At 51.7% G+C, this 23,245-nt stretch carries 20 protein-coding genes and 1 tRNA gene; 13 read left to right on the top strand and 8 right to left on the bottom strand.

Translation table 11 applies throughout. The annotated features are described in order from the left end of the window. Positions 1-10 precede the first annotated feature (10 nt). From LA337_23145 to nlpA, 6 genes are all read left to right on the top strand, one after another. Positions 11-496, top strand: a complete 486-nt coding sequence (locus LA337_23145; GenBank protein ID UBI16010.1) for a PTS system mannose/fructose/N-acetylgalactosamine-transporter subunit IIB — start codon at positions 11-13, stop codon at positions 494-496. 25 nt (positions 497-521) lie between these two features. Then, positions 522-1,271 carry a PTS sugar transporter subunit IIC gene (locus LA337_23140; protein ID UBI16009.1) on the top strand — a complete coding sequence of 250 codons (750 nt, stop codon included), beginning with the start codon at positions 522-524 and terminating at the stop codon, positions 1,269-1,271. Continuing rightward, positions 1,268-2,128 carry a PTS system mannose/fructose/sorbose family transporter subunit IID gene (locus tag LA337_23135; protein ID UBI16008.1) on the top strand — a complete coding sequence of 287 codons (861 nt, stop codon included), beginning with the start codon at positions 1,268-1,270 and terminating at the stop codon, positions 2,126-2,128. The genes LA337_23140 and LA337_23135 overlap by 4 nt, the downstream gene beginning before the upstream one ends. A 3-nt stretch (positions 2,129-2,131) precedes the next feature. Further along, a complete protein-coding gene (gene dgaE, locus LA337_23130) occupies positions 2,132-3,241 on the top strand; it encodes a D-glucosaminate-6-phosphate ammonia lyase (protein ID UBI16007.1) in 1,110 nt (369 codons plus the stop codon). Continuing rightward, entirely contained in the window at positions 3,228-3,971 is a 744-nt protein-coding gene (locus LA337_23125) for a 2-dehydro-3-deoxy-phosphogluconate aldolase (protein UBI16006.1), read from the top strand. The genes dgaE and LA337_23125 overlap by 14 nt, the downstream gene beginning before the upstream one ends. A gap of 215 nt (positions 3,972-4,186) precedes the next feature. After that, the gene (gene nlpA / locus LA337_23120) at positions 4,187-5,005 is read left to right on the top strand and encodes a lipoprotein NlpA (GenBank protein ID UBI16005.1); all 819 of its coding nucleotides are present in this window, start codon (positions 4,187-4,189) and stop codon (positions 5,003-5,005) included. A gap of 28 nt (positions 5,006-5,033) precedes the next feature. Here the strand turns inward: nlpA and LA337_23115 are convergent, their stop codons facing one another. The 3 genes from LA337_23115 to LA337_23105 all read right to left on the bottom strand — a co-directional run bounded on the left by LA337_23115 (position 5,034) and on the right by LA337_23105 (position 7,367). Further along, positions 5,034-5,936, bottom strand: a complete 903-nt coding sequence (locus LA337_23115) for a carboxylate/amino acid/amine transporter (GenBank protein UBI16004.1) — start codon at positions 5,934-5,936, stop codon at positions 5,034-5,036. Between the two features lie 116 nt (positions 5,937-6,052). Next, complete coding sequence (locus LA337_23110; GenBank protein ID UBI16003.1) at positions 6,053-6,358, bottom strand: antibiotic biosynthesis monooxygenase; 306 nt, start codon at positions 6,356-6,358, stop codon at positions 6,053-6,055. 1 nt (position 6,359) lies between these two features. Next, positions 6,360-7,367 (bottom strand): zinc-binding alcohol dehydrogenase family protein, encoded by a 1,008-nt coding sequence (locus LA337_23105; protein UBI16002.1) that lies wholly within the window; start codon positions 7,365-7,367, stop codon positions 6,360-6,362. 236 nt (positions 7,368-7,603) lie between these two features. Here LA337_23105 and LA337_23100 point away from each other — a divergent pair, with 236 nt between their 5' ends. Then, positions 7,604-8,506 (top strand): LysR family transcriptional regulator, encoded by a 903-nt coding sequence (locus LA337_23100; GenBank protein UBI16001.1) that lies wholly within the window; start codon positions 7,604-7,606, stop codon positions 8,504-8,506. Between the two features lie 35 nt (positions 8,507-8,541). Here the strand turns inward: LA337_23100 and LA337_23095 are convergent, their stop codons facing one another. The 3 genes from LA337_23095 to LA337_23085 all read right to left on the bottom strand — a co-directional run bounded on the left by LA337_23095 (position 8,542) and on the right by LA337_23085 (position 11,636). Then, positions 8,542-10,038: a C69 family dipeptidase gene (locus LA337_23095; protein ID UBI16000.1), complete on the bottom strand. Its 1,497-nt coding sequence runs from the start codon at positions 10,036-10,038 to the stop codon at positions 8,542-8,544. Between the two features lie 342 nt (positions 10,039-10,380). Beyond that, positions 10,381-10,845 carry a hypothetical protein gene (locus LA337_23090; GenBank protein ID UBI15999.1) on the bottom strand — a complete coding sequence of 155 codons (465 nt, stop codon included), beginning with the start codon at positions 10,843-10,845 and terminating at the stop codon, positions 10,381-10,383. Further along, positions 10,842-11,636: a winged helix-turn-helix domain-containing protein gene (locus tag LA337_23085; protein UBI15998.1), complete on the bottom strand. Its 795-nt coding sequence runs from the start codon at positions 11,634-11,636 to the stop codon at positions 10,842-10,844. Before LA337_23085 ends, LA337_23090 begins: the two co-directional genes overlap by 4 nt. Positions 11,637-12,192: 556 nt before the next feature. Here LA337_23085 and LA337_23080 point away from each other — a divergent pair. Together LA337_23080 and misL are read left to right on the top strand one after the other, a co-directional pair. Further along, the gene (locus LA337_23080) at positions 12,193-12,810 is read left to right on the top strand and encodes a helix-turn-helix transcriptional regulator (GenBank protein UBI15997.1); all 618 of its coding nucleotides are present in this window, start codon (positions 12,193-12,195) and stop codon (positions 12,808-12,810) included. Positions 12,811-12,885: 75 nt separating this feature from the next. Further along, the gene (gene misL / locus LA337_23075; GenBank protein ID UBI15996.1) at positions 12,886-15,720 is read left to right on the top strand and encodes an intestinal colonization autotransporter adhesin MisL; all 2,835 of its coding nucleotides are present in this window, start codon (positions 12,886-12,888) and stop codon (positions 15,718-15,720) included. A gap of 253 nt (positions 15,721-15,973) precedes the next feature. Here the strand turns inward: misL and LA337_23070 are convergent, their stop codons facing one another. Together LA337_23070 and LA337_23065 are read right to left on the bottom strand one after the other, a co-directional pair. Further along, complete coding sequence (locus LA337_23070; protein UBI15995.1) at positions 15,974-16,540, bottom strand: hypothetical protein; 567 nt, start codon at positions 16,538-16,540, stop codon at positions 15,974-15,976. A 108-nt stretch (positions 16,541-16,648) separates the two neighbouring features. Then, a tRNA-Sec gene (locus LA337_23065) sits at positions 16,649-16,743 on the bottom strand. Positions 16,744-17,033: 290 nt separating this feature from the next. Here LA337_23065 and LA337_23060 point away from each other — a divergent pair. The 4 genes from LA337_23060 (at position 17,034) to LA337_23045 (ending at position 23,241) form a co-directional block, all read left to right on the top strand. Then, positions 17,034-18,416: a glycoside-pentoside-hexuronide family transporter gene (locus tag LA337_23060; protein UBI15994.1), complete on the top strand. Its 1,383-nt coding sequence runs from the start codon at positions 17,034-17,036 to the stop codon at positions 18,414-18,416. A gap of 10 nt (positions 18,417-18,426) precedes the next feature. Continuing rightward, entirely contained in the window at positions 18,427-20,745 is a 2,319-nt protein-coding gene (gene yicI / locus LA337_23055) for an alpha-xylosidase (GenBank protein ID UBI15993.1), read from the top strand. Between the two features lie 445 nt (positions 20,746-21,190). Continuing rightward, complete coding sequence (locus tag LA337_23050) at positions 21,191-22,744, top strand: PRD domain-containing protein (protein UBI15992.1); 1,554 nt, start codon at positions 21,191-21,193, stop codon at positions 22,742-22,744. A gap of 26 nt (positions 22,745-22,770) precedes the next feature. Next, positions 22,771-23,241, top strand: a complete 471-nt coding sequence (locus LA337_23045) for a fructose PTS transporter subunit IIA (GenBank protein UBI15991.1) — start codon at positions 22,771-22,773, stop codon at positions 23,239-23,241. The last annotated feature ends 4 nt before the right edge of the window (positions 23,242-23,245 follow it).

Below are 23,245 nucleotides of genomic sequence, written 5' to 3'. Positions count from 1 at the left end.
AATAAACATCATGGCAAACATCGTTTTATGTCGTATCGATAGCCGTCTGATTCATGGACAAGTGGTGACCAAATGGGTTGGGCAATCTCAGGCAAACCGGATTGCGGTGGTCAGCGATGAGCTGGATGCCGATCCGTTTATGAAAAACATCTACCTGATGGCCGCGCCGCCGAACATCAAAGTGGATTGTTTCAGTAACCAAAGTTTTGCGGCAGCCTGGAAAGAAAACCAGCTTGGTGACGGCAAAGTGCTGGTGCTGTTCCCTTCTCTGGCGGCGGTTCAGGAAGCGGTCCAGTTGGGATTTGACGTCACTACCATTCAGGTCGGTGGACTGGGCGGTGGGCCAAACCGCAAAGCGGTATTCCAGAACATTACGCTGGATGAAAAAGACGTCGGCATTCTGAGCGACCTGAAAAATCGTGGGATTCAGGTGTTCTTCCAGACTATCCCGGAAGATAAGCCTCAGTCGCTGGACGATATCCTGAAAAAATTCTAATTCTTTGATAACAGGGTACTTAATTATGGATACTTTAGTCTTTGCAAGCCTGATGGGGTTGTATTACTGGTTTGCCCGATTACGCCTTGGCTACACCTTCTCAGCCATGCTGCTACAACCCGTCGTGATTGCCGTATTCGTTGGCCTGCTGTTAGGCAACATGGAAACGGCGATGATCATCGGCGCAGGTATGCAGCTGGTTTATCTCGGCGTGACCTCCACGCCGGGCGGCAACGTCCCGTCGGATCCGGCGCTGGCTGCCTGTATTTCAATTCCTATCGCCGTGAAGGCCGGAATGGACCCGAACCTGGCTATCGCACTGGCGATCCCGTTTGGCGTCATCGGCGTGTTTCTCGACCAGCTGCGCCGCACGTTAAACGCGGCGTGGGTGCATATGGCCGACAAGCATGCGGAAACGGCAAATATGGCGGGCATTATGCGCTGTGCGTTCCTCTACCCGGCGTTACTCGGGCTGGTGCTGCGTTTCCCGGTGGTTTTCGCCGCTAACTATTTTGGTCAGGACGTGGTGGAAAGCTTCCTGAAGCTGATGCCTCACTGGCTCACCCACTCCTTTGAAATTATGGGCGGCATTCTGCCGGCGCTGGGCTTCGCCATCACCATTATGGTGATCGGTAAAAAGAGTCTGCTGCCGTGGTTTATCGGCGGATTCTTTGCGGTGCTGTACCTGAAGGTGGACATCATGGCGATGGCAATCTTTGGCACCTGCGTGGCCTTCCTGATTAAAGGTCTGGCGAAAAATGAAGGAGCAGCATGATGAGCAGCGACGTAATGCAGCATGAACTGGTGGAGCGCGCGCGCGAAAGCGGCACGCTGACTAAAGCAGACATCACCAAAGCCTGGTTTATCTACTGGCTGGGTGCGGAAGTTTCCAGCTCCTATGAACGATTGCAGAGCCTGATTTTCTGCGCCTCAATGACGCCGATCATCAAAAAACTCTACCCGCAAAAAGAGGAGCAGGTTGAAGCGCTGAAACGCCATTTGAACTTCTTCAACTCGGAGCAGACGTTCGGGGCGGTGATTCAGGGGATCTCCATTGCGATGGAGGAACAGAAAACCCGCGGCGAGCCGATCAGCGATGCCTCCATCACCGGGATTAAAACCGGACTGATGGGACCGCTGGCCGGGATGGGGGATTCCATCATCTGGGCCGCCGTGATGCCGCTGTTAATTGCTATATTCATTCCGTTCGCCGCCAATGGCAGCGCGATGGGCGGAATTGTGCCGTTAATTCTCTATCCTGCTATTACGCTGGCAATCAGCTATGGCATGGTTCACAAAGGCTATACGCTGGGGCGTGACTCGATAATTGGCCTGCTGCAGGGAGGGCGAATAAAGGAGCTTATCTACGGCGCGAACGTGCTGGGCTTGATCATGATGGGGGCGCTTTCTGCTAGCTACGTCAAGATCACCACGCCGTTAAAACTCAGTGCCCTGAAAGGTTCTGAAGTGGTGGTTCAGCAAATCCTCGACTCTATTGCCCCCGGTCTGTTACCGCTGGCGGCGGTGTTCGCCATTTACTTCTACCTGGTAAAGAAAGGGCCGCGTTATACCACGATTTTGCTGTCGATTGTCGCGCTCAGCGTGGTCTGTTCGCTGCTGGGAGTGCTGTAAGCCATGACGCAAAATATCTATCAACAGTTGGGGCTAAAACAGGTCATTAACGCCTGCGGCAAAATGACGATTTTGGGCGTTTCCAGCGTGGCCCCGGAAGTGATGCAGGCCACCGCGCGGGCAGCTTCGGCTTTTGTTGAAATTGATCGGCTGGTGGACAGAACCGGAGAACTGGTTTCCCGCTACACCGGCGCTGAAGACAGCTATGTCACCTCCTGTGCGTCGGCGGGTATTGCCATCGCTGTTGCTGCCGCCATTACCCGCGGTGACCAGGCAAGAGTCACGCTGATGCCGGACAGTGCAGGTATGGCTAATGAAGTGGTTATGCTGCGCGGACATAACGTTGACTATGGTGCGCCCATCACCAGCGCCATCCGCCTGGGCGGCGGGCGGGTGGTGGAGGTTGGCTCGAGTAATCTGGCGGCCCGCTGGCAACTGGAGAGCGCGATTACCGACAACACCGCCGCCCTGCTGTACGTGAAATCGCACCACTGTGTGCAGAAAGGCATGTTGAGCATTGCGGATTTTGTGCAGGTCGCGCAGGTTCACAACCTGCCGCTAATTGTCGATGCCGCCGCCGAGGAGGATTTACACGCCTGGGTGGCGAGCGGGGCAGATATGGTGGTCTACAGCGGGGCAAAAGCTTTTAACGCGCCGACCTCCGGATTTATCACAGGGAAGAAACAGTGGATTGCCGCGTGTAAAGCGCAGCACCACGGGATTGCCCGGGCGATGAAAATCGGCAAAGAGAATATGGTTGGGCTGGTGTATGCCCTGGAAAACTACCATCAGGAACAAACCGTGGTCACCGCTGAAGAGCTCCGCCCCGTGGCGCAGGCGATTTCAGCGATTCGCGGACTGGATGCGGATATCGAGCAGGATGAGGCCGGACGCGCCATCTGGCGGGTACGTATTCGGGTGAATGCGCAGGTGCTGGGAATGGATGCTTACGCCGTAGAAGCGCAACTGCGAGAGGGTGAAATCGCGATTTACGCTCGTCGTTACAACCTTCATCAGGGCGTTTTTAGTCTTGACCCGCGTACGGTCGCTGAAGGAGAAATGGCGCTGATCGTGGCGCGATTAAAGGAGATTGCAGACCATGCAGCAGATTAATTTTTATCGGAATAAAGTGGCCATTAACGTACTGGCGAAGGATATCGCTAATGCCCGGGAAATCTATGATGCTGCCGAAGGCCACGCGGTGATCGGTATTCTTTCGGCGCAGTTTTCCTCGGTTGAAGAAGGGATCAAAGAAGTAAAACGTTGGATGACCGATGTGCCATCAATTTCCGTGGGGTTGGGCGCGGGCGATCCGGCGCAGTATTACAAAGCGGCGATGATTGCCTCACGGGTCCATCCGGCACACGTCAACCAGACCTTCACCGGTTGTGGGTTTGCGGCAGGGGCGCTGGCGGCCACGGGCGGTGAACAGACCCATATCAACGCGTTAGTCAGTCCCACAGGCACGCCGGGGGAAGTGTTGATCTCGACCGGCGTCAGCAGCAGCCAGGGAACGCCAGCCCGCGTTTCCTGCGATGCGGCGGTACGTATGATGCTCGATTCCGGCGCTCACGCGGCGAAATTCTTCCCGATGGGCGGTGAGCGGTCGCTGCCTGAGCTGTACGCACTGGCGACGACTGCAGCACGAAACGGCATGACGCTGATTGAACCGACCGGCGGGATCGATCTCGAAAACTTCGGCGTTATCCTGCAATCCTGTCTGGAGGCGGGAGTACCGCGCGTCATGCCACATGTTTACAGCTCGATTATCGACCCACAGACCGGCAATACCCGGCCTGCAGACGTCGTCAGGTTGATGGAGATAGTGAAAGAGATGGTGTGATGTTGTTATCGCCGGATGGCACTTCGCTTATCCGGCCTACAGATAACCTCATGTCACCAGCCCGGTCAGCGTAAGCGCTACCGGGCATTTTTGTCCATATGTCTGCTTTATGCTTTTTTCTTCTTGCTGATGCTTTTTCGTTTTTTAAACCGCAGCGGCCTTCCCGCTATAGTCATTTCATTACTCATCAGGCGGTTATTGCAAAAGGATAAAACGTGAAACTGAAGATACCTTATTTCGGGGCCGGAGCGGTGGTATTACTGGCGGGATTATTGCTGGCAGGATGCGATCAGCAGAGCAATGATGCAAAGCATATCAAAGTGGGCGTGATTAACGGCGCAGAACAGGATGTGGCGGAAGTCGCGAAGAAAGTCGCTAAAGAAAAATATGGGCTGGAGGTGGAGCTGGTGGGGTTTAGCGGCTCTCTGCTGCCCAACGATGCCACTAACCATGGTGAGCTGGATGCTAACGTTTTCCAGCATCGTCCGTTCCTTGAACAAGATAATAAAGCGCACGGCTATAAGCTGGTCGCGGTGGGTAATACCTTTGTGTTCCCGATGGCTGGATATTCGAAGAAAATCAAAAGCGTTGCTGAGCTAAAAGACGGTGCGACGATTGCGATACCTAACGACCCAACCAACCTTGGGCGGGCGCTGTTGCTGCTGCAAAAAGAGAAGTTAATCACTCTGAAAGCGGATACTGGCCTGCTGCCAACGGCGCTGGATATTACTGATAATCCGCGGCATCTGAATATTATGGAACTGGAAGGCGCACAGTTACCGCGCGTGCTGGACGATCAAAAAGTGGATGTGGCGATTATCAGTACCACCTACATCCAGCAAACCGGGCTTTCCCCGGTACATGACAGCGTATTTATTGAAGATAAAAACTCACCGTACGTGAACATTCTGGTGGCGCGGGAAGACAATAAAGATGCCGAGAATGTAAAAGAATTCCTGCAATCTTATCAGTCACCGGAAGTGGCGAAGGCGGCAGAAACTATCTTTAACGGCGGCGCGGTTCCGGGCTGGTAATCATGACCCGTTGCCGCGCTGGTTGAGGTTAAACCGCTCTGGCGCGGCGACGTGAGTCCATTGAGATAAGTATTACCGAAGAGAGGATCAAAAGCGTGCCCAGCCAGTCTGGCAGGGTAAAGGTAATGCCTAACAGCAGCAGGGACAGCAACGCGCTGCTCAACGGTTCAGCGCAGCTTAAAATGCTCGCTTTCGGTCCGCCAATCATCTGCGCGCCTTTCAGGTACAGGCTAAACGTGAGCGATGTGCCGATAACCACCAAATAGAAAAACGCCAGAATCAAACTGCCATTCACCACGAAATTAGTGCCTTGCCCGGCATAAAACGGCAGCAGGATCATCCCGCCGATCAACATACTCCAGCCGACGACCGGCAGCGTGCCGTAGCGCGCGATGAGCGTTGAAGGGTAGGTAGTATAAAACGCGGCGGCAAACGCCGAGGCAATTCCCCAGAACAGCGCGGCAGGTGAGATTGATAGCGACGTCGGGTTACCGTGGGTGACCAGTAAGAAGGTGCCGATAAGCGAGGTGAAGATCGCGGTCAGCACTAAAATCCCCGGTCGCGCTTTGCGCACCACGGAGAACCACGCCACGATAATGGTCGGTGACAAAAATTGCAGCACCGTCGCGGTGGCGGCGTTGGATTTTTCGATGGTCAGCAGAAAAGTTAGCTGGACGGTAAGCGCCCCGACTACGGAGAAAATCAGCAGGCTGATAGCATCTTTGCGGTTTTTAATTATGGAGAACACTTTGTCGCCGTGAACGAAAGAGAGCATCAGCAGAATGAGCCCGGCGAATATCAGGCGCGTCATGGTCAGAAACTGCGACGACATCTGACTTTGCTCCATGATGTACTGCGCGCAAACGCCTGAACTTCCCCATAATACGGCGGCAATCAGGACATTCATCATCCCTCTTCTGGTGGAACTCATCTTTTCCTCGGCATGTTGTTTTGTTTTATTTGTGTGCAGGCATCATAGCAGAGATAGCGAAGCGAGGGAGGCATGGCTGACAACGCCCCCCACTCGGCAGGGGGCTGGCGATAATATCAAGGTGCAATCGGCGTCAGATAATCCAGCCGTAGTGGTTCGGAGAGCAGATCGTTCATTTGCAGAATGAACGTCTGGAAATGCGGCAAAGCGATATGTTCGTCCAGACCGGCCTGGCCGCGCCAGGATTCGCGTACGTAGAACACATCCGGCGTGTCGCGTAGCTGGAACAGGGCATATTCAATATTGCCTGGCTCCCGGCGCGTGGGCAGCAGCAGGGCCTGCAGCGCGTGTTTCAGTGCGTCGATTTTCCCCGGTCTGGCTTTCAGTACCGCAATAATTGAAATTACTTCTGAATCAGACATATTAAAACCCCTCCAGCACAATCTTGCCGACCGAGCGACCGGTTTCAATTTGCGTGTGGGCTTTTTGCAAATTCGCCGCGGTGATCGCGCCAAAATGCTCGCCCAGCGTGGTGCGGAGGATATTGTCGTCGATCAACCGTGCTACGCGGGTCAATAGCTGATGCTGCGCAATGATGTCATGGGTGGTAAACATTGAACGGGTGAACATAAACTCCCAGTGCAGCGAAATGCTTTTGGCTTTCAGCGGACGCGCATCGAGGGATTGCGGATCGTCAATCAGCGCCAGTTTGCCCTGCGGCGCCAGGGCGGCAATAATTTGCGAATAGTGCTGTTCGGTATTGTTCAGGCTGGCAACGTGCGTCACCTCTTTAATACCTATCCGTGTCAGCTCTTCCGTCAGCGGTTTGCTGTGGTCAATTACATAATGAGCGCCCGCTTCACGTACCCATTTTTGACTCTGTGGACGTGATGCCGTACCGATGACGGTCATTTTGGTCAACTTACTGGCCAGTTGCGTCAGGATAGAACCGACGCCGCCAGCCGCGCCAACAATCAATAACACATCATTTTCATTGTCGTTTTCCGCAATACCCAGACGGTCAAACAGCATTTCCCAGGCGGTGATGGCGGTTAGCGGCAGCGCCGCCGCAGAAGCATTATCCAGTGATTGCGGCTTCAGCGCGGTAATACGTTCATCAACCAACTGAAATTCACTGTTACTGCCAGCGCGACCCAGCGCACCGGCGTACCAGACTTCATCGCCAGGTGCGAACAGAGTGACCGCTTCACCCACGGACTTCACCACGCCAACAGCGTCCCACCCCAGCACGCGCGGCACATCAGCGTTAAAACCTTCGCGGACCTTGGTATCAACGGGGTTGACGGAAATGGCTTTCACTTCAACCAGCAGATCGTGCCCGGTGGCGACTGGCATGGGCAGATCAATCTCTTGTAAAAATTCAATGTTATTGCCGTCGGTCGCGGCGCGGGTAATAGCGATGGCTTTCATAATCTCTCCGGTCACAGGAATCTTTTATACCCGTCATACTTCAAGCTGCATGTGCGTTGGCTGCGCTCGCTCACTCCAGTCACATAGTTTGCTATGCTCCTGGAGATTCACTCCCTTGCCGCCTTCATGCAACTCGAATTATTTAGGGTATATCTTTTGAATAATGTGATGGTAAACCGGTAGCAGAACGGGAAAAATAGCCGTACGGCGACAGGACTTATACTCGGGGAGTGAAAATGTTCCGGCTTGAAGATCTCACGTTGTTTGTCCGCGCCGCGGCGCTGAATAGTTTTAGCGATGCCGCGCGTGAAGTCGGGGTTCAGCCTGCCCAGGTCAGTTCTGCTATCAAGCGCCTGGAGTCTACGTTGGCTATCCGCTTGTTCGCCCGCTCCACGCGCAGCCTGCGCCTGACGCCGGAGGGCGAGGTCTGGCTGCCCTATGCTCGCCAGATGCTGGACGTGATGCATGCCGGGCTGCAAAAAATTCAGACCCCGGAAGATGAAGTGTCAGGCACGCTGCAAATCGCCGTGCCTTCCGATCTCGGTCGTAACCTGCTGCTGCCCGTCTTTCAGTCGTTTCGACGCCGCTATCCCGCGCTGCGCCTGCGGATTTTTTTCTCTGACCAGGTGACGGATGTCTTTAAAGATCCCGTCGATGTTGCGTTTCGCTATGGCAACATTGAAGACGCGTCTTACATTGCACTGCCCGTTGCACCGGGTAATCGACGCGTGCTGGTGGCATCACCGCAATGGGTTAAGCAAAACGGCGCGCCGCAAACCCCGGACGATTTAACTCAGCTCAACGCCATGACCTTCGTATTACGCGGCCGCCTGCACGATCGCTGGACGTTTACGCGTAACGGCGAGGTCAGCAGTGTACAGGTTAACGGCACCATTATGAGCGACGATGCGGAAGTTATTCGACGGCTGGCAATTGCCGGAGAAGGCGTGGCGTACAAGTCGTGGCTGGATGTCAGCGAGGATGTGCGTGACGGTCGATTACAACTGCTGATGCCGGATTATCAGGGGGAGAAAGTCCCGCTGAATATGATTTGCCCGCATCGGAAGCAGCTTTCGACGGCGGTCCGTCTGCTGCACGACGCGGTGAAGGCGCGGTGTGAAATGCTGGCGCAAAGCTAATATGCGCTTGCGCCAGAATATTATCGCGTTGTTACTCAGTCTTTTTTCGCCGCGTTTGCAAAGAAAATATCAGACTGAATGTCTTTCGTGCGGATGGTAAACAACTGATTAGTGAGGTCTTCCGTCAGCTTCTCGGCGTCGGCCATGATGCGCAGGTTGAAGTCATTCAGCATCTTATCGGCGGCTGGTTTATCAGTTTTGGCCATCTTCAGGTACTCTGCTTCGACCTCTTTTTGCTCCTTCGCCACTTTGTCTTCCCACGCTTTGTAGGCTTTTTTGACGATTGGCGCGAGCTTCGGATAATCAGTCATCGTCAACGTCTGTAGCTTGCGGTATTTCCAGTAAATGGATTGATCGTCCGCTTTGTCGCTACCCATCGTGTAGTTTGCCGGATACGCTTTCAGGCCGCTGTAGTACGGAACAAAAGCGGTGAGGTCGGCCATGCCCAGACCAATGTAGGTCGTTTCACCAATCTCTTTTGGCAACCACGGACGGACCTGCATAACGTGCGCTTCATAGGTGCGGAAGACGCTGACCGGACGCCATGGTTCTTTGCCGTTCAGACCGTTGGTGTAGGGGTCATGGCTGGTGCCTTCGTAATGATTACGCAGTACGGCCTTCACATCGTCCAGCGTCATTTTCTTCTCTGGCGTCATGAAGACCGGGAATTCACGCCCTTTGGCCATATCCTGGTTTACGGAAGGATTGAACTCTTTCTGGATGGTCCATACGCGAGGATCGTTATACGTGCGATCGCGCTCATCATCACGGGTATAGGCTTTGGAGAAGTTGAATTTGCCATCTTTTGTTGGTTCGTACAGACCTTTTTCAGTCGCAAATTGAATCAGGTTTTTTGACGCCATCATGTCCGGGTTTTTCGGATCGTAATCCTGTAAGCGGCCCTGATTACCGGTGGCAAAATACTGGTTATTTGGCAGACGCTGCGCCATCCACTGATGGCCGCTGCCGGTTTCCAGGTACCAGATCTCGTTATCGTCGACGACGGCAACGCCAAAGCCTTCACCTGCGCCGACGGTCTCAACGATATGGCCCAGCAGCGCCACGGCTTCACGCGCGTTTTTACTCTGCGACAGCAGAATATCTGGAATATCGTCTTCGGTGATCCCTTTATCCTCAACGTACGGGTCGGCGGCCAGCGCTTTTGGTGAGGCAAAAATAGATTCTGTGCCGCTCACGCCAACGCCCAGCTCGTTAAATCCGGTCGCGCCGTGCAGTTGAGTTTTCCAGTTTGGAACGGTGGTATAACGCAGAGAGTTTTTGGGGAGCGGCCAGGTAAAGTCATTCGCACCGTTATGTGCTTTGGTACTGTATACCCCGGTCTGATTCTGTTTTGCCGGATGAATGACAAAATGCTGTGCTTTTAGGGCATCGCTGTCTGCGCTACGGGCTACCAGCATAGAGCCGTCCGCTGATGCTTCGTTACCGACCAGCAGGGTCGTACAGGCAAAACCTGATGAAACAACGGCCAAATTTATAGAAAGTGCAATCAGGCACTTTTTAAAAGTAAACATTACGTATCCCTCATATGTACGCCAAAAATACACCGGAAACACACCGTTTCCTGAAGTGCGATAACGCCTGAACGCTCAGACATTGCTCGCGAGAGAGATAAACGCCCCTGCCCACGTCTTCTCCAAATATCCATCTGTAGGTTGAAGTCTTCTGGGCAAAATAAAACGCCCATTTCGCTTAATTATTACGCAATGGATATCGTGGTATTCAGGATGTTTCCTGATTCGGGATGAAGAATAGCAATGGGTTATTAGTGGATTCAGTGACCCATGTCGCGTAAGTCGATGATGGAAAATATGAATTCCATTGGGGAGGCGCGCTTTTTGTATCCGGATATGACGTTACCTTTTGCGGCAGTACAGCGAGGGTACATTGGAGCTGGCAAAAATCCATGCGCCCTTATACTCCTCCATGACCAGGCTTAGGGTTCGTCCGCTTTGGCGATAAAATCCGGGTAATGTGTTGTTAATATCAGCTTCATCGGCGCTATCAGCAAAGGTTTTGACCACCTGCATCGCCTGTAGCACTCGGGCTTCGTGCTGCCTGGTATAGTTGAAATAGATGTTCCTGCTAATGTCTGAGATATTACGTCCGTACAGTTTTCCGGTAATGGTCGATAGCCCTGCATCTTTGTACATTCGGAATGAAATCGTACCGGCAAAGCGGTTGCTGCCAATATTCCATTCAACATTTCCAACGCAATTTAGCGGTTTTTCGGCATAGCGTGAATGCCATAGCCATCCACCTGAGCCGAGTAATGTCGCCAGGCCGATCACCAGCAAAATAAGGTGGCGTGTTTTTTTCATTGCCCGCGCATCCAGTAATAATGGGTGGTACAAAACGCGTGAGCATCTACCCGCGCATCTTTATCACAGACAAATGCCACAATCCTCTCCGCTTTTCGGTAGCCGGAAAGGAACACATGCTTGTTGTTTTCACAGAGATAGGGATGCAACTGCATCAGATTGAAATAATTCTCCTGATCGTGCTCATTCGGTGAGTAAAAGATTTTACAGTTTTGTCGTGAGGGGACCTGCATAGAAACCGACACGAATTTACTAAACGGCATAACAGGACGTGTTTGATACCACACCAGCCAGATAAGCAGGGTGGCAATAACGATGCCAGCGCTAAAAATAATGTCCCACCAGGGTACCCGCGTCGTTTGTTGAGGCGCGGGAGGAATTATCTTTGGGGGCGCGTAATCCTCTATAACCGGCGGCTGGTAAACGTCACTCTCAGGATGCGTTATTGCCTCTACCTGCGTATTTTCATTTAATCTGAGCCCGCGCCGGGAAATAGTTTTCACCGTATCTCGTGGTAGCCCCACATCCGCCAGCGCATTACGTAGCGTCAGAATAGCCTGGTAAAATGTGTTGGTGGTGGTCACATTATTTCTCTCGCCCCAACCTACTTTCATCAACGTGCTCTGCGAAACAATGTCACTTGCGTGAGTAATTAAATAGAGAAAACAAAGTGAGGCTGGGAGTTGAAGTTGTATTGCCCGCCCGGTCTGACGATTGACCAGACTTTTGCTATCAGGATTAAATTCGACCAACTGATTGATAAGGTACAATTGCCAACCCTCAGTAACCACAACGTATCACCGCGTGTGCCAACATCTCCCTTAAATTTTACATCCAAATCGAAAATATGCCTCACTCTTTGTACGTGATCGAAGATAAGAATTTTACTTAAGGAATTAAAATTCTTTAAATACAATGACTTATGCTTTTCAGTTCTTAGGTGAGAATTAACTAATGTTAAATAATGAGAATTCATTACAGTTTTATCTGAATTATCATTATATTTATCCACAGCACTTCAAGGGTGATTGAGTTATCAGTATTGTGTAATTAATGAGTATCGTTTACATCGGTTGTTTTTTAGCAAATAGTGCTTTTTTACTGTTTTATCCTGGAATCTGAATTTATGCATAAAATTCCTAATGCTTAGGCTGTAATTCTGAGGTAAGGCACAAAAAAGCTTAGCGCAATCGTATTAATCACAGCCCATACATAATAGCACATCAGGAGTTTATTACATTTTATTAGCACCACTGTTATTAACTGACAAGGAATGTCAAACGTGTCGGATTGACACATTTATTTACCAATGAAATATTTATGGAAAAATAACAGGAGTCATTTTTGATGAAGAGATCACCGTCACAGAGTGTTCGTTGCATAAGCTGTGAATTATCCTGTCAATTATTTCCGGATACTGCGGTTCGCGCCAGCTACTGTCACCGTGCCGCTTTTGCGATCTGGCCAGAGGGAAATGGCTTTCTGCAAAAAGGAATTATTGAAAAACTTCTGCTTAATAATCAAAACCATTTGTCGCGCGGGTTTATTTTTGTGGACTTTTCTTTCCCGAATCTGCGCCTGTTCGCCGACCCGCAATGGGTAGACCGCCTGGCCTATAGCGGTATGCATATTGTGTTGATAGCAGACAGGAACCTGGCGCCGTTAGCCAACTACTGGTTGTCAAAAAGCAATAAAATTCAAGGGATTATATATTCCGATGATGATGATGAGGTTCAGCGTCAGAAAATTCGCCGATTATTTACCGGTCACCTCGCTAACAGTAAACGCGGACGCTCACTCAATTACACAGAAATGATATTACTGAAGCGCTTTGTGTCAGGAAAAAGTATTCAGCAAATTACCAAAATAGATAATATCGATATTAAGAAAATATATGTCTACAAGCTCAGGCTTGAAGATAAGTTAGGCCATAGTATTCATCAAATATTGTCGAATATTTTATAACGCATTTCTGATTTTTATTATTTTCACATCCTTGCGATGTGGTGGACGCTCTACGCCTGATAGCAGGAGGCTAATATGCCAAATCCCAAATCTTACTCTCGTATTGCCATAGCGGTTTCAGCCGCATTAACCTCTATGGTATTTTCAAGCCATGCGGCATGGGTTGACGTTGATAGTCTTCCTTCCAGCGGACTGGTTAGTAGTTTGCCCCCAGAGTTGCAGGCAATAATACCTGCGCAGGCAAATGCCAATTTCGCTAAAACCAGCGCCATGCCGAATTATGTTTATCAATGGAGTGCGGGTACTATTCCCGTTTATGGCAATGGATTAACGATTAATGGACCCGGTGCTGAAGCTTTTGAGCACTCTGTTACCGTTATTCAGAATAGTACCACGGGTAGCCCGGGCGTTATTTTCGGCGACGACCTGACGATTCGCACACAGTCGAAGAATGCCGCCAATAATGGTAAAGATGTTGACGGTATCCGCACGCATGGGGCCAATACGCCTGATAACCCAGTCTTTATCATTACAGGCGACCGCACCAGCATTTATGTGGACGGTCAGGATGGTGACGGTATTAACGCCGGTTACAACTCCTATAGCCAGGGTTGGAAAGGATCGGCCAGCATTTATGTCGGCGACGATCTGTATATTCAGACCACTGGTACCCAAGGACGTGGCATCACTGCAAACGCAATGAAAGACGCCACGCAGGCCAAAAATACGATTGTCGTTGGCGACCGGGCACACATTGTGACGACAGGTGACAGTTCAGAAGGTCTTCGCACCGGGCAGAGCGGTTCCTCGATCCTGCTTGGCAATGACGCCACTATTGAGACATCGGGTGCCTCTTCCACGGGGATTTATGCCGCCTCGTCTTCCAAAACAGAACTGGGCAACAACGCGACGATTACGGTCAATGGCGTTAGCGCACATGCGGTCTACTCCACCAACGCGACCGTAAATCTCGGCGAAAATGCAACAATCAACGTCAACAGTTCGGCGAAAGCGGCGTCATACAGTAAAGCGCCACGCGGTCTGTATGCGACTTCACGCGGGGCGATAAACCTGGCAGGCGGTGCCGCCATTACCATGGCGGGCAATCACAGCAATGAAAGCTATGCGATCAGCACCGAAACGGGCGGCACCGTAGACGGCTCCGCTGGTGGGCGCTTTCTTATCGATGGCGATCTTCACGCCGCCGGCGCGACTGCTGCAACCAGCAGCCTGCCGCAGCAAAACAGTACCATTAAGCTCAACATGACCGACAACTCGTTGTGGAGCGGGGCGTCATACATCACCAGCGCCACTGCCGGGACGGGCGTTATCTCGCTGCAAATGAGCGACGCGACCTGGAATATGACCAACAGCTCAACGCTCACCGACCTGACGCTGAACAGCGGGTCAGTGGTGAACTTTGGGCATGCTGACGGTGAACCGTGGCAGACGCTTACCATCAATGAAGATTTTACCGGAAACGGCGGCAAACTGGTTTTCAATACCGTCCTGAATGACGATACCTCCGAAACCGACAAGCTGAAAGTGCTCGGCGACACCGCGGGTAACGCGTTTGTAGCGGTGAACAATATTGGCGGAACCGGGGCGCAGACCGTTGAAGGCATTGAGATCATCGAAGTGGTCGGTAATTCTGACGGTACTTTTGAGAAAGCGGGCCGTATTGTTGCCGGAGCGTACGACTATAACGTTGTGCAGAAGGGCAGCAACTGGTATCTGACCAGCTTTATTCCGGCTCCGCCTGATCCGGAAGAGCCGGACCCCGTCGATCCGGACCCGGTTGATCCCATCGACCCCGACCCCGTTGACCCGGATCCGGTTGACCCTATTGACCCAGGTCCAGTAGATCCAGACCCCGTCGATCCTGTAGACCCGATTATCCCTGAGCCGGAAGAACCTGTTGCGCCTCCTGTCACTGAGCAGCAGTACCGCCCGGAAGCAGGCAGTTATCTGGCGAACAATTACGCCGCTAACACGCTGTTTATGACCCGACTGCACGACCGTCTGGGTGAAACGCAGTACATCGACATGCTGACGGGCGAGAAAAAAGTCACCAGCCTGTGGATGCGTAACGTTGGAGCGCATACCCGCTTCAAAGACGGTAGCGGACAGTTGAAAACCCAAAGCAACAGCTATGTCTTGCAGTTAGGCGGCGATCTGACGCAGTGGAGTAGCGACGGTCTCGACCGCTGGCATCTTGGCGCGATGGCAGGTTATGCCAATAGCCAGAACCGCACGCAGTCCAGCCTGACCGGGTACCATTCACGTGGTCAGGTCACCGGTTACAGCGTGGGACTGTACGGCACATGGTATGCCAATGACGCCGACAAGACCGGTACCTACGTGGATACCTGGGCGCTGTACAACTGGTTTGATAACAAAGTGATGGGCCAGGAACAGGCGACAGAGAAATACAAATCCAGCGGGATAACCGCTTCTGTTGAAGCCGGTTACAGCTTCAAACTGGGTGAAAACGAGCGCAATAGCTACTGGCTGCAACCGAAAGCGCAGGTGGTGTGGATGGATGTGCAGGCCGACAGCCACCGCGAAGCGAACGGTACCCGCGTGAGGGACAACACCGATGGCAACCTGATGACCCGTCTGGGGGTAAAAGCCTTTATCAACGGTCACAATGCCATCGACGACGGTAAATCTCGCGAGTTCCAGCCGTTTGTTGAAGCCAACTGGATCCACAATACGCAGACAACCAGCGTGAAAATGGACGATGTGAGCAACGATATGCGCGGCACCAAAAACATTGGCGAGCTGAAAGTCGGCGTTGAGGGTCAAATTACTCCGCGTCTCAACGTATGGAGCAATGTGGCCCAACAGGTCGGCGATAAAGGCTACAGCGATACCCGCGGTATGCTCGGCGTGAAATATAATTTCTAATGTAATGCTGTAATGTAAAAGCCGCTGATTAACCTATCGGCGGCTTTTTTACGTATTGAAGATGGTGGTTATTGCAGTTGTTCGGTAAAACCGAACAACTGCAATAAAAAGCCGCAATGTTGTCACTTGTTGCGTGCCGCCCGTAGGCCGGCGTAAAGTCTGAAGGAATGAGTTTAGGGAATTGGCTCAAAACCCTGGGACGAAAGGCGTTGGTGAGGTTGGATGCTGAGCCTGAAGAGAAGAGGTGAGTGGATTAATGCTCCTGCCTTCCGGGAATATTTATAATTTCCATTTTTAAAGCATTTTCTCCTGAGAATATTGCAGCTAACCCCTGTCTAATTTTTAATTGATCGTTTTCTATTGCCCCGTGGGCCACAGGTGAGTATATAGCTGTTTGTAATTGAACTCGCTCAAAATCATAGCCAATATCTTTTGCTATCTCTGAAAGCAAGTCCAGAAAAAGATTGTTGCTTGTTTGGTTCCATATGGCACCTAATGTATTATCATTATCTGGATAAGATGTATTCAAATGTGCAAAATAAAGCTTCCATGAGGATAAGACATTGCTCTCAGAGGCGCTTCTCTTGGCCTTTCCTCTTTTTATTTTTCCATAAAATGCTAAGTCAATCATATTTAATGCACGAACATGCTCACTGGACAACCTTGCATTCTGAGATCTGGTAGCCATAAGCTGTTTGAATATATCAATTTTCAATGATTTTTTTTGGTAATATCTTTCTATAAATTTCTGTGTCTGAATGGCTAATAATGGACTAATTACTGTAGCTGCAATAGCCATTATCGTAAGGGCTGTACTCATATGAGATTCTCGATAAAAATAAATGGAATTAGAGATTTTGGGCGAGAATTATAAAAGCATATATATGGTGAGAGGATAGGGCAAATGGCTGGGATGATATAAGCATTTTGGCGGAAGATCACAGGAGTCGAACCTGCCCGGGACCGCTGGCGGCCCCAACTGGATTTGAAGTCCAGCCACCTCACCGGAGATGACGATCTTCCGCGCCTCGATTGCTACATGGAGGCGGGGCGCATTATAGCTACTTCCAAACGTTTCCACACCCCCTCACTCACTTTTTTAACTTCCGTTTCACGTTACCATGACCCGTTTCAAATAAATCCCTACGAAATCCATAAGTTACAGTGATGATTATTTTTTGACGCTACCCCGATCACAGAAAACAAGAATCGTAATTTGATAACGAGATATCGGAATACCCGCGCCCACAGGGATGGTTTACAAAAGCTGTAACCGGTACCAGCGCGTGAGAAAGTGCAAACAAGGATGCGTAATGAAAAGTGAGATTCTGTCTGTTAAAGAGAAGATCGGCTACGGCATGGGTGATGCCGCCAGTCATATTATCTTCGATAACGTCATGTTATATATGATGTTTTTCTATACCGATATTTTTGGTATTCCTGCCGGATTTGTCGGCACCATGTTTCTGCTGGCCCGCGCACTGGATGCTATCTCAGACCCTTGCATGGGGCTACTGGCCGACCGTACCCGGTCGCGCTGGGGGAAATTCCGTCCGTGGGTGCTGTTTGGCGCTCTGCCGTTTGGTCTGGTCTGTGTGCTCGCTTACAGTACGCCAGACCTCAGCCTGCACGGCAAAATGATTTATGCCGCCATCACCTACACGCTGCTGACCCTGCTTTATACCGTGGTGAATATTCCCTACTGCGCGCTGGGCGGTGTTATCACCAATGACCCGACGCAGCGCATCTCCCTGCAATCATGGCGCTTCGTGCTGGCGACGGCGGGCGGCATGCTCTCCACCGTGCTGATGATGCCGCTGGTGAATCTGATTGGCGGCGAAGATAAAGCGCTGGGCTTCCAGGGCGGGATTGCCGTGCTCTCGGTAGTGGCGTTCCTGATGCTGGCGTTTTGCTTCTTCACCACCAAAGAACGTGTGGAAGCGCCGCCGAGCAGCACCTCAATGCGTGAAGACCTGCGCGACATCTGGCAAAACGACCAGTGGCGCATTGTCGGCCTGCTGACCATCCTCAACATCCTGGCCGTCTGTGTTCGCGGCGGGGCGATGATGTATTACGTCACCTGGATCCTGGGCACGCCGGAAGTGTTTGTCGCCTTCCTCACCACTTATTGCGTCGGCAACCTGATCGGCTCTGCGCTGGCAAAACCGCTGACCGACTGGCGATGCAAAGTCAGCGTCTTCTGGTGGACGAACGCCCTGCTGGCGGTCGTCAGTCTGGCGATGTTCTTCGTGCCGATGCACGCCAACATCACCATGTTCGTCTTCATCTTCGTGATTGGTGTACTGCATCAGCTCGTGACGCCCATCCAGTGGGTAATGATGTCCGACACCGTTGATTACGGCGAGTGGTGCAACGGAAAACGTCTGACGGGGATCAGCTTTGCGGGAACGTTGTTCGTGCTCAAGCTGGGTCTGGCGCTCGGTGGGGCGATGATCGGCTGGATGCTGGCGGGCGGCGGTTACGATGCCGCAGCGAAAACCCAGAACAGCGCCACCATCAGCATCATTATCGCATTGTTCACGATTGTCCCGGCTATTTGTTACCTGCTGAGTGCCGTGATCGCCAAACGCTTCTATACCCTGAAAACGCCGTATCTGACGGAAATTATGAGCCAGTTGGCTCAGGGCGCGCGCCGCAATCAGCAGGATTTTACGACGAAAGAATTACAGAACTAAGGAACTGACGATGAAAATTAGCGATGGTAACTGGCTGACGCAACCTGGCCTGAATTTAACTCACCCGATTCAGGTATTCGAGGTCGAACAGCAGGGTAACGAGATGATCGTCTACGTTGCGCCGCGTGACGTGCGTGAACGTACCTGGCAACTGGATACCCCACTCTTCACCCTACGCTTTTTCTCGCCGCAGGAAGGCGTGGTTGGCGTGCGTATGGAACACTTCCAGGGCGCGCTGGATAACGGTCCGCACTACCCGTTGAACGTGCGGCAGGACGTCAACGTCGAGATGCAAAACACCGCTGAATTTGCCGAACTGAAGAGCGGTAATTTGAGCGTGCGGGTCACCAAAGGTGAGTTCTGGTCGCTGGATTTCCTGCGTAACGGGGCACGTATTACCGGCAGCCAGTTGAAAAATAACGGCTATGTCCAGGATACCCACAGCGGGAAAAACTATATGTTTGAGCGCCTGGATCTGGGCGTTGGGGAAACGGTGTACGGGCTGGGGGAGCGCTTTACCGCGTTGGTACGTAACGGCCAGACGGTGGAAACCTGGAACCGCGATGGCGGCACCAGTACCGAGCAGTCTTACAAGAACATCCCGTTTTATCTCACCAACCGCGGCTACGGCGTGCTGGTGAACCATCCGCAATGCGTGTCGTTTGAAATCGGCTCTGAGAAAGTGTCGAAAGTGCAGTTCAGCGTTGAAAGCGAGTATCTGGAGTATTTCGTCATCGACGGCCCAACGCCGAAAGCGGTGCTGGATCGCTATACCCGCTTTACCGGTCGTCCGGCGCTGCCGCCCGCCTGGTCGTTCGGCCTGTGGCTGACCACGTCGTTCACCACCAATTATGATGAAGCGACGGTGAACAGCTTTATCGACGGCATGGCCAAGCGCAATTTGCCGCTGCACGTCTTTCACTTCGACTGTTTCTGGATGAAAGCCTTCCAGTGGTGCGACTTTGAGTGGGATCCGGCGACTTTCCCGGACCCGGAAGGCATGATCCGTCGCCTGAAGGAGAAAGGGCTGAAGGTCTGCGTCTGGATAAACCCCTATATCGGTCAGAAATCCCCGCTGTTCAATGAATTGAAAGAGAAAGGGTATCTGCTCAAACGTCCGGACGGTTCCCTGTGGCAATGGGATAAATGGCAGCCGGGTCTGGCGATTTATGACTTTACCAATCCGCAAGCCTGCGAGTGGTATGCCAACAAGCTGAAAGATCTGGTGGATATCGGCGTTGACTGCTTCAAAACTGACTTTGGCGAACGCATTCCCACCGACGTGCAGTGGTTTGACGGTGCCGATCCGCAGAAAATGCACAACCATTATGCCTACATCTACAACGAACTGGTGTGGAACGTGCTGAAAGAAACCGTCGGTGAAGAAGAGGCTGTGCTATTCGCCCGTTCGGCCTCCGTGGGCGCGCAGCAGTTTCCGGTGCACTGGGGCGGCGACTGCTACGCCAACTATGAATCGATGGCCGAAAGCCTGCGCGGTGGGTTGTCTATCGGTCTGTCCGGCTTTGGCTTCTGGAGCCACGATATTGGCGGCTTTGAGAATACCGCCCCGGCGCACGTCTACAAGCGCTGGTGTGCGTTCGGGCTGCTCTCCAGCCACAGCCGCCTGCACGGCAGTAAATCCTACCGTGTGCCGTGGGCGTACGATGACGAATCCTGCGATGTGGTGCGCTACTTCACCGAACAGAAATGCCGTATGATGCCGTACCTGTATCGCGAAGCGGCACGCGCCAATGAGCAAGGCACGCCGATGATGCGCGCAATGATGCTGGAGTTCCCGGACGATCCGGCGTGTGATTATCTCGATCGCCAGTACATGCTGGGCGATAGCGTGATGGTTGCGCCGGTGTTTAGCGAGGCAGGAGATGTGCAGTTCTACCTGCCGGAAGGACGCTGGACGCATCTGTGGCATAACGACGAGGTGGCGGGCAGCCGTTGGCATAAACAGAGGCATGACTTCCTGAGTCTGCCGGTGTATGTGCGCGACAACACCCTGCTGGCGCTGGGGCGCAATAATCAGAAGCCGGACTACGCCTGGCACGAAGGGACCGCCTTCCAGCTGTTCCATCTGCAGGAGGGCCGGGAAGCGATTTGTGAAGTCCCGGCGGCTGACGGTTCGGTTATCTTCACGCTGAAGGCGACGCGTGCGGGTAATACCATCACCGTGCAAGGGAGTGGCGAAGCGCGTAACTGGACGCTGTGCCTGCGTAATATTGCGCAGATCAGCGGCGTGATGGGCGGTTCATCTGCGGGCAGCGAGTGGGGAATGGTCATCACGCCTGGTGAAGATGTGCTGACGATTACCCTGTAAATTCAGTCTACGTGGTGCCGGATGTGTTTTATCCGGCCCACGCTGCGAGCAGCGTTCCAGATCTGAAAATCAAAAACATCCTGATTTAAAATTTTATATCTCCATATTTGCGAGCGTTATCACTCTAATTCCCGCGAAAAATGTGATCTGCGCCGTAAATATCTCACTATTTCCCCTTTTTGTCTTATTTCTGTCCGGAATACAGGACACGATTTAGTATTGTTGGCGCATCGTAGTCCTCTTATATTTATCATCACGGAATACACGTGGAGCATAAATGCTTCTTTATAACCTAAATAATTCGAGTTGCAGGAAGGCGGCAACGCAGCGAATCCCCTGAGCGTACATAAGTACGTGACTGGGGTGAGCCAGAAAAGCCAACGCACATGCAGCTTGAAGTATGACGGGTATAGATATTTAATCTGGTATGTAATAAGGGTAAATAATGCAAATGATTACCTCGCGACAAAACAGATTATTAAAATTTCTTCTGTCCCGGAAGGAATATGTCACACTGCTGAAAATTGCCGAATATTTATCTGTTTCAGAGAAAACAGTCCAGCGCGATCTACGGCTACTGGAATCATGGTTAGCGGAATGGAAAATAACCATTGATAAACGTACCGGTGCGGGCGTGATATTAATTGCCGATAATATTACCGATCTTTTATATCTGGATCAGTTATTAGGGGCGGAGGGTGAAGATGCTGACGGCATGATGAATAATTCACGACGAGTCAAAATAGCCTCCCAACTATTAAGTGAAACGCCACATGAAACGTCGATCAGCAAATTATCCGAACGCTATTTCATTAGTAGCGCATCGATTGTTAACGATCTGAAAGTGATTGAGTCCTGGATCACTCCGCTGGGCCTGTCGCTGATTCGCAGCCAAAGCGGTACGCACATCGAAGGCAGTGAGAGCGGCGTGCGTCAGGCGATGGCGTCGCTGATTAACGGTGTGATTAACCATAATGAACCTGGTAACGTGGTTTATTCACGCCTTGACCCGGGCAGTTATAAAGCGTTAGTGCATTACTTTGGCGAAGAAGACGTTTTATTTGTCCAGACGTTGTTGCAGGAAATGGAGAACGATCTGTGCTGGTCGCTGGGTGAGCCTTATTACGTCAATATCTTTACTCATATTCTGATCATGATGTACCGCATCACGCGGGGCAACGCGCTTGCGAGAAAAGAAGAAAACATCACTTTATGTGACGAGAACATTTTTTCCATTGCCAGCCGTATGATTCAGCATATCGAAAAACGTATTGCCCATCCGCTACCGGAAGACGAAGTCTGGTTTATTTATCAATACATTATCTCCTCCGGTGTAGTGATTGAGGAACATAACGATGTGAGCGTGATTGGCCATATGCACTCCAGCGACGAAGCACGCTTAATTACCCAGCGGCTGATTGCCACCTTCGCCGAAATGGTTGACAGCGATCTTAGCCAGGACACTGCACTGTACGACGGATTGCTGATCCACATTAAGCCGCTGATTAACCGCCTGAACTACCAGATCCGTATTCGTAATCCCCTGCTGGAGGACATTAAAGGCGAGTTACAGGATGTCTGGCGTCTGACTCAGTGTGCGGTAAATCGGGTGTTTAGCGGCTGGGGCGAGCGGGCCGTGTCGGAAGATGAGGTGGGATATTTAACCGTGCATTTTCAGGCCGCAATGGAGCGGCAGATAGCACGAAAGCGCGTGCTGCTGGTCTGCTCAACCGGTATCGGCACCTCTCACTTACTCAAAAGCCGCATTTTGCGCGCCTTTCCGGACTGGACCATCGTTGGCGTGGTGTCGGCAGGCAGCCTGCCCTCCGTACTGACGGACGATATTGAACTGGTGGTATCGACGATCAATTTACCTGCCGTTGCCATCCCGGTCGTGTATGTCACTGCCTTCTTCAATGATGCGGATATTAAGCGGGTAACAGAAACGGTTATTACGGAAAAATTACATCGGGCGACGTCGCTGGTCGTTGCAAATTAATGTCTGAACTCCATGAGGTAAGATTGATGGACATCACGAAAATACTCAATACAAATCGCGTTATTTTGGACATGAAGGCCACAAACAAAACGGAGGCTATTGAGGAACTGACGGATATTCTGCAAAAAGATGGGGCAATTAGCTGTCGGGAAACATTTATTCAGGATGTCTGGCTGCGTGAATCAGAAGGTTCGACCGGCTTCGAAAATCATATTGCGATCCCGCACGGGAAATCTTCGGCGGTGGTTAATACTACGCTGGCGATTGGTCGTACCCGCCAGGACATTCCCTGGGAAACCCTGGATGGCAGCAACGTGCGCTGCATCATTCTGTTTGCCGTACGCCTTGAAGATCAAAACACCACCCATATTCGTCTGCTTTCGCAGGTTGCCGGCGCGTTGGCGGATGACGATATTATTGAACAACTGTTAGTCGAAAGCAGTCCACAGAAAATTATTGAGCTTTTTAGCCAATATGCTGAATCCAATGTTTGCTAAATAA

This window comes from Citrobacter europaeus (assembly GCA_020099315.1).
Taxonomy (GTDB): Bacteria; Pseudomonadota; Gammaproteobacteria; order Enterobacterales; family Enterobacteriaceae; genus Citrobacter; species Citrobacter europaeus.
The sequence above is the reverse complement of the archived record's forward strand: the minus strand, read 5'-3'. Positions and strand labels throughout refer to the sequence as shown.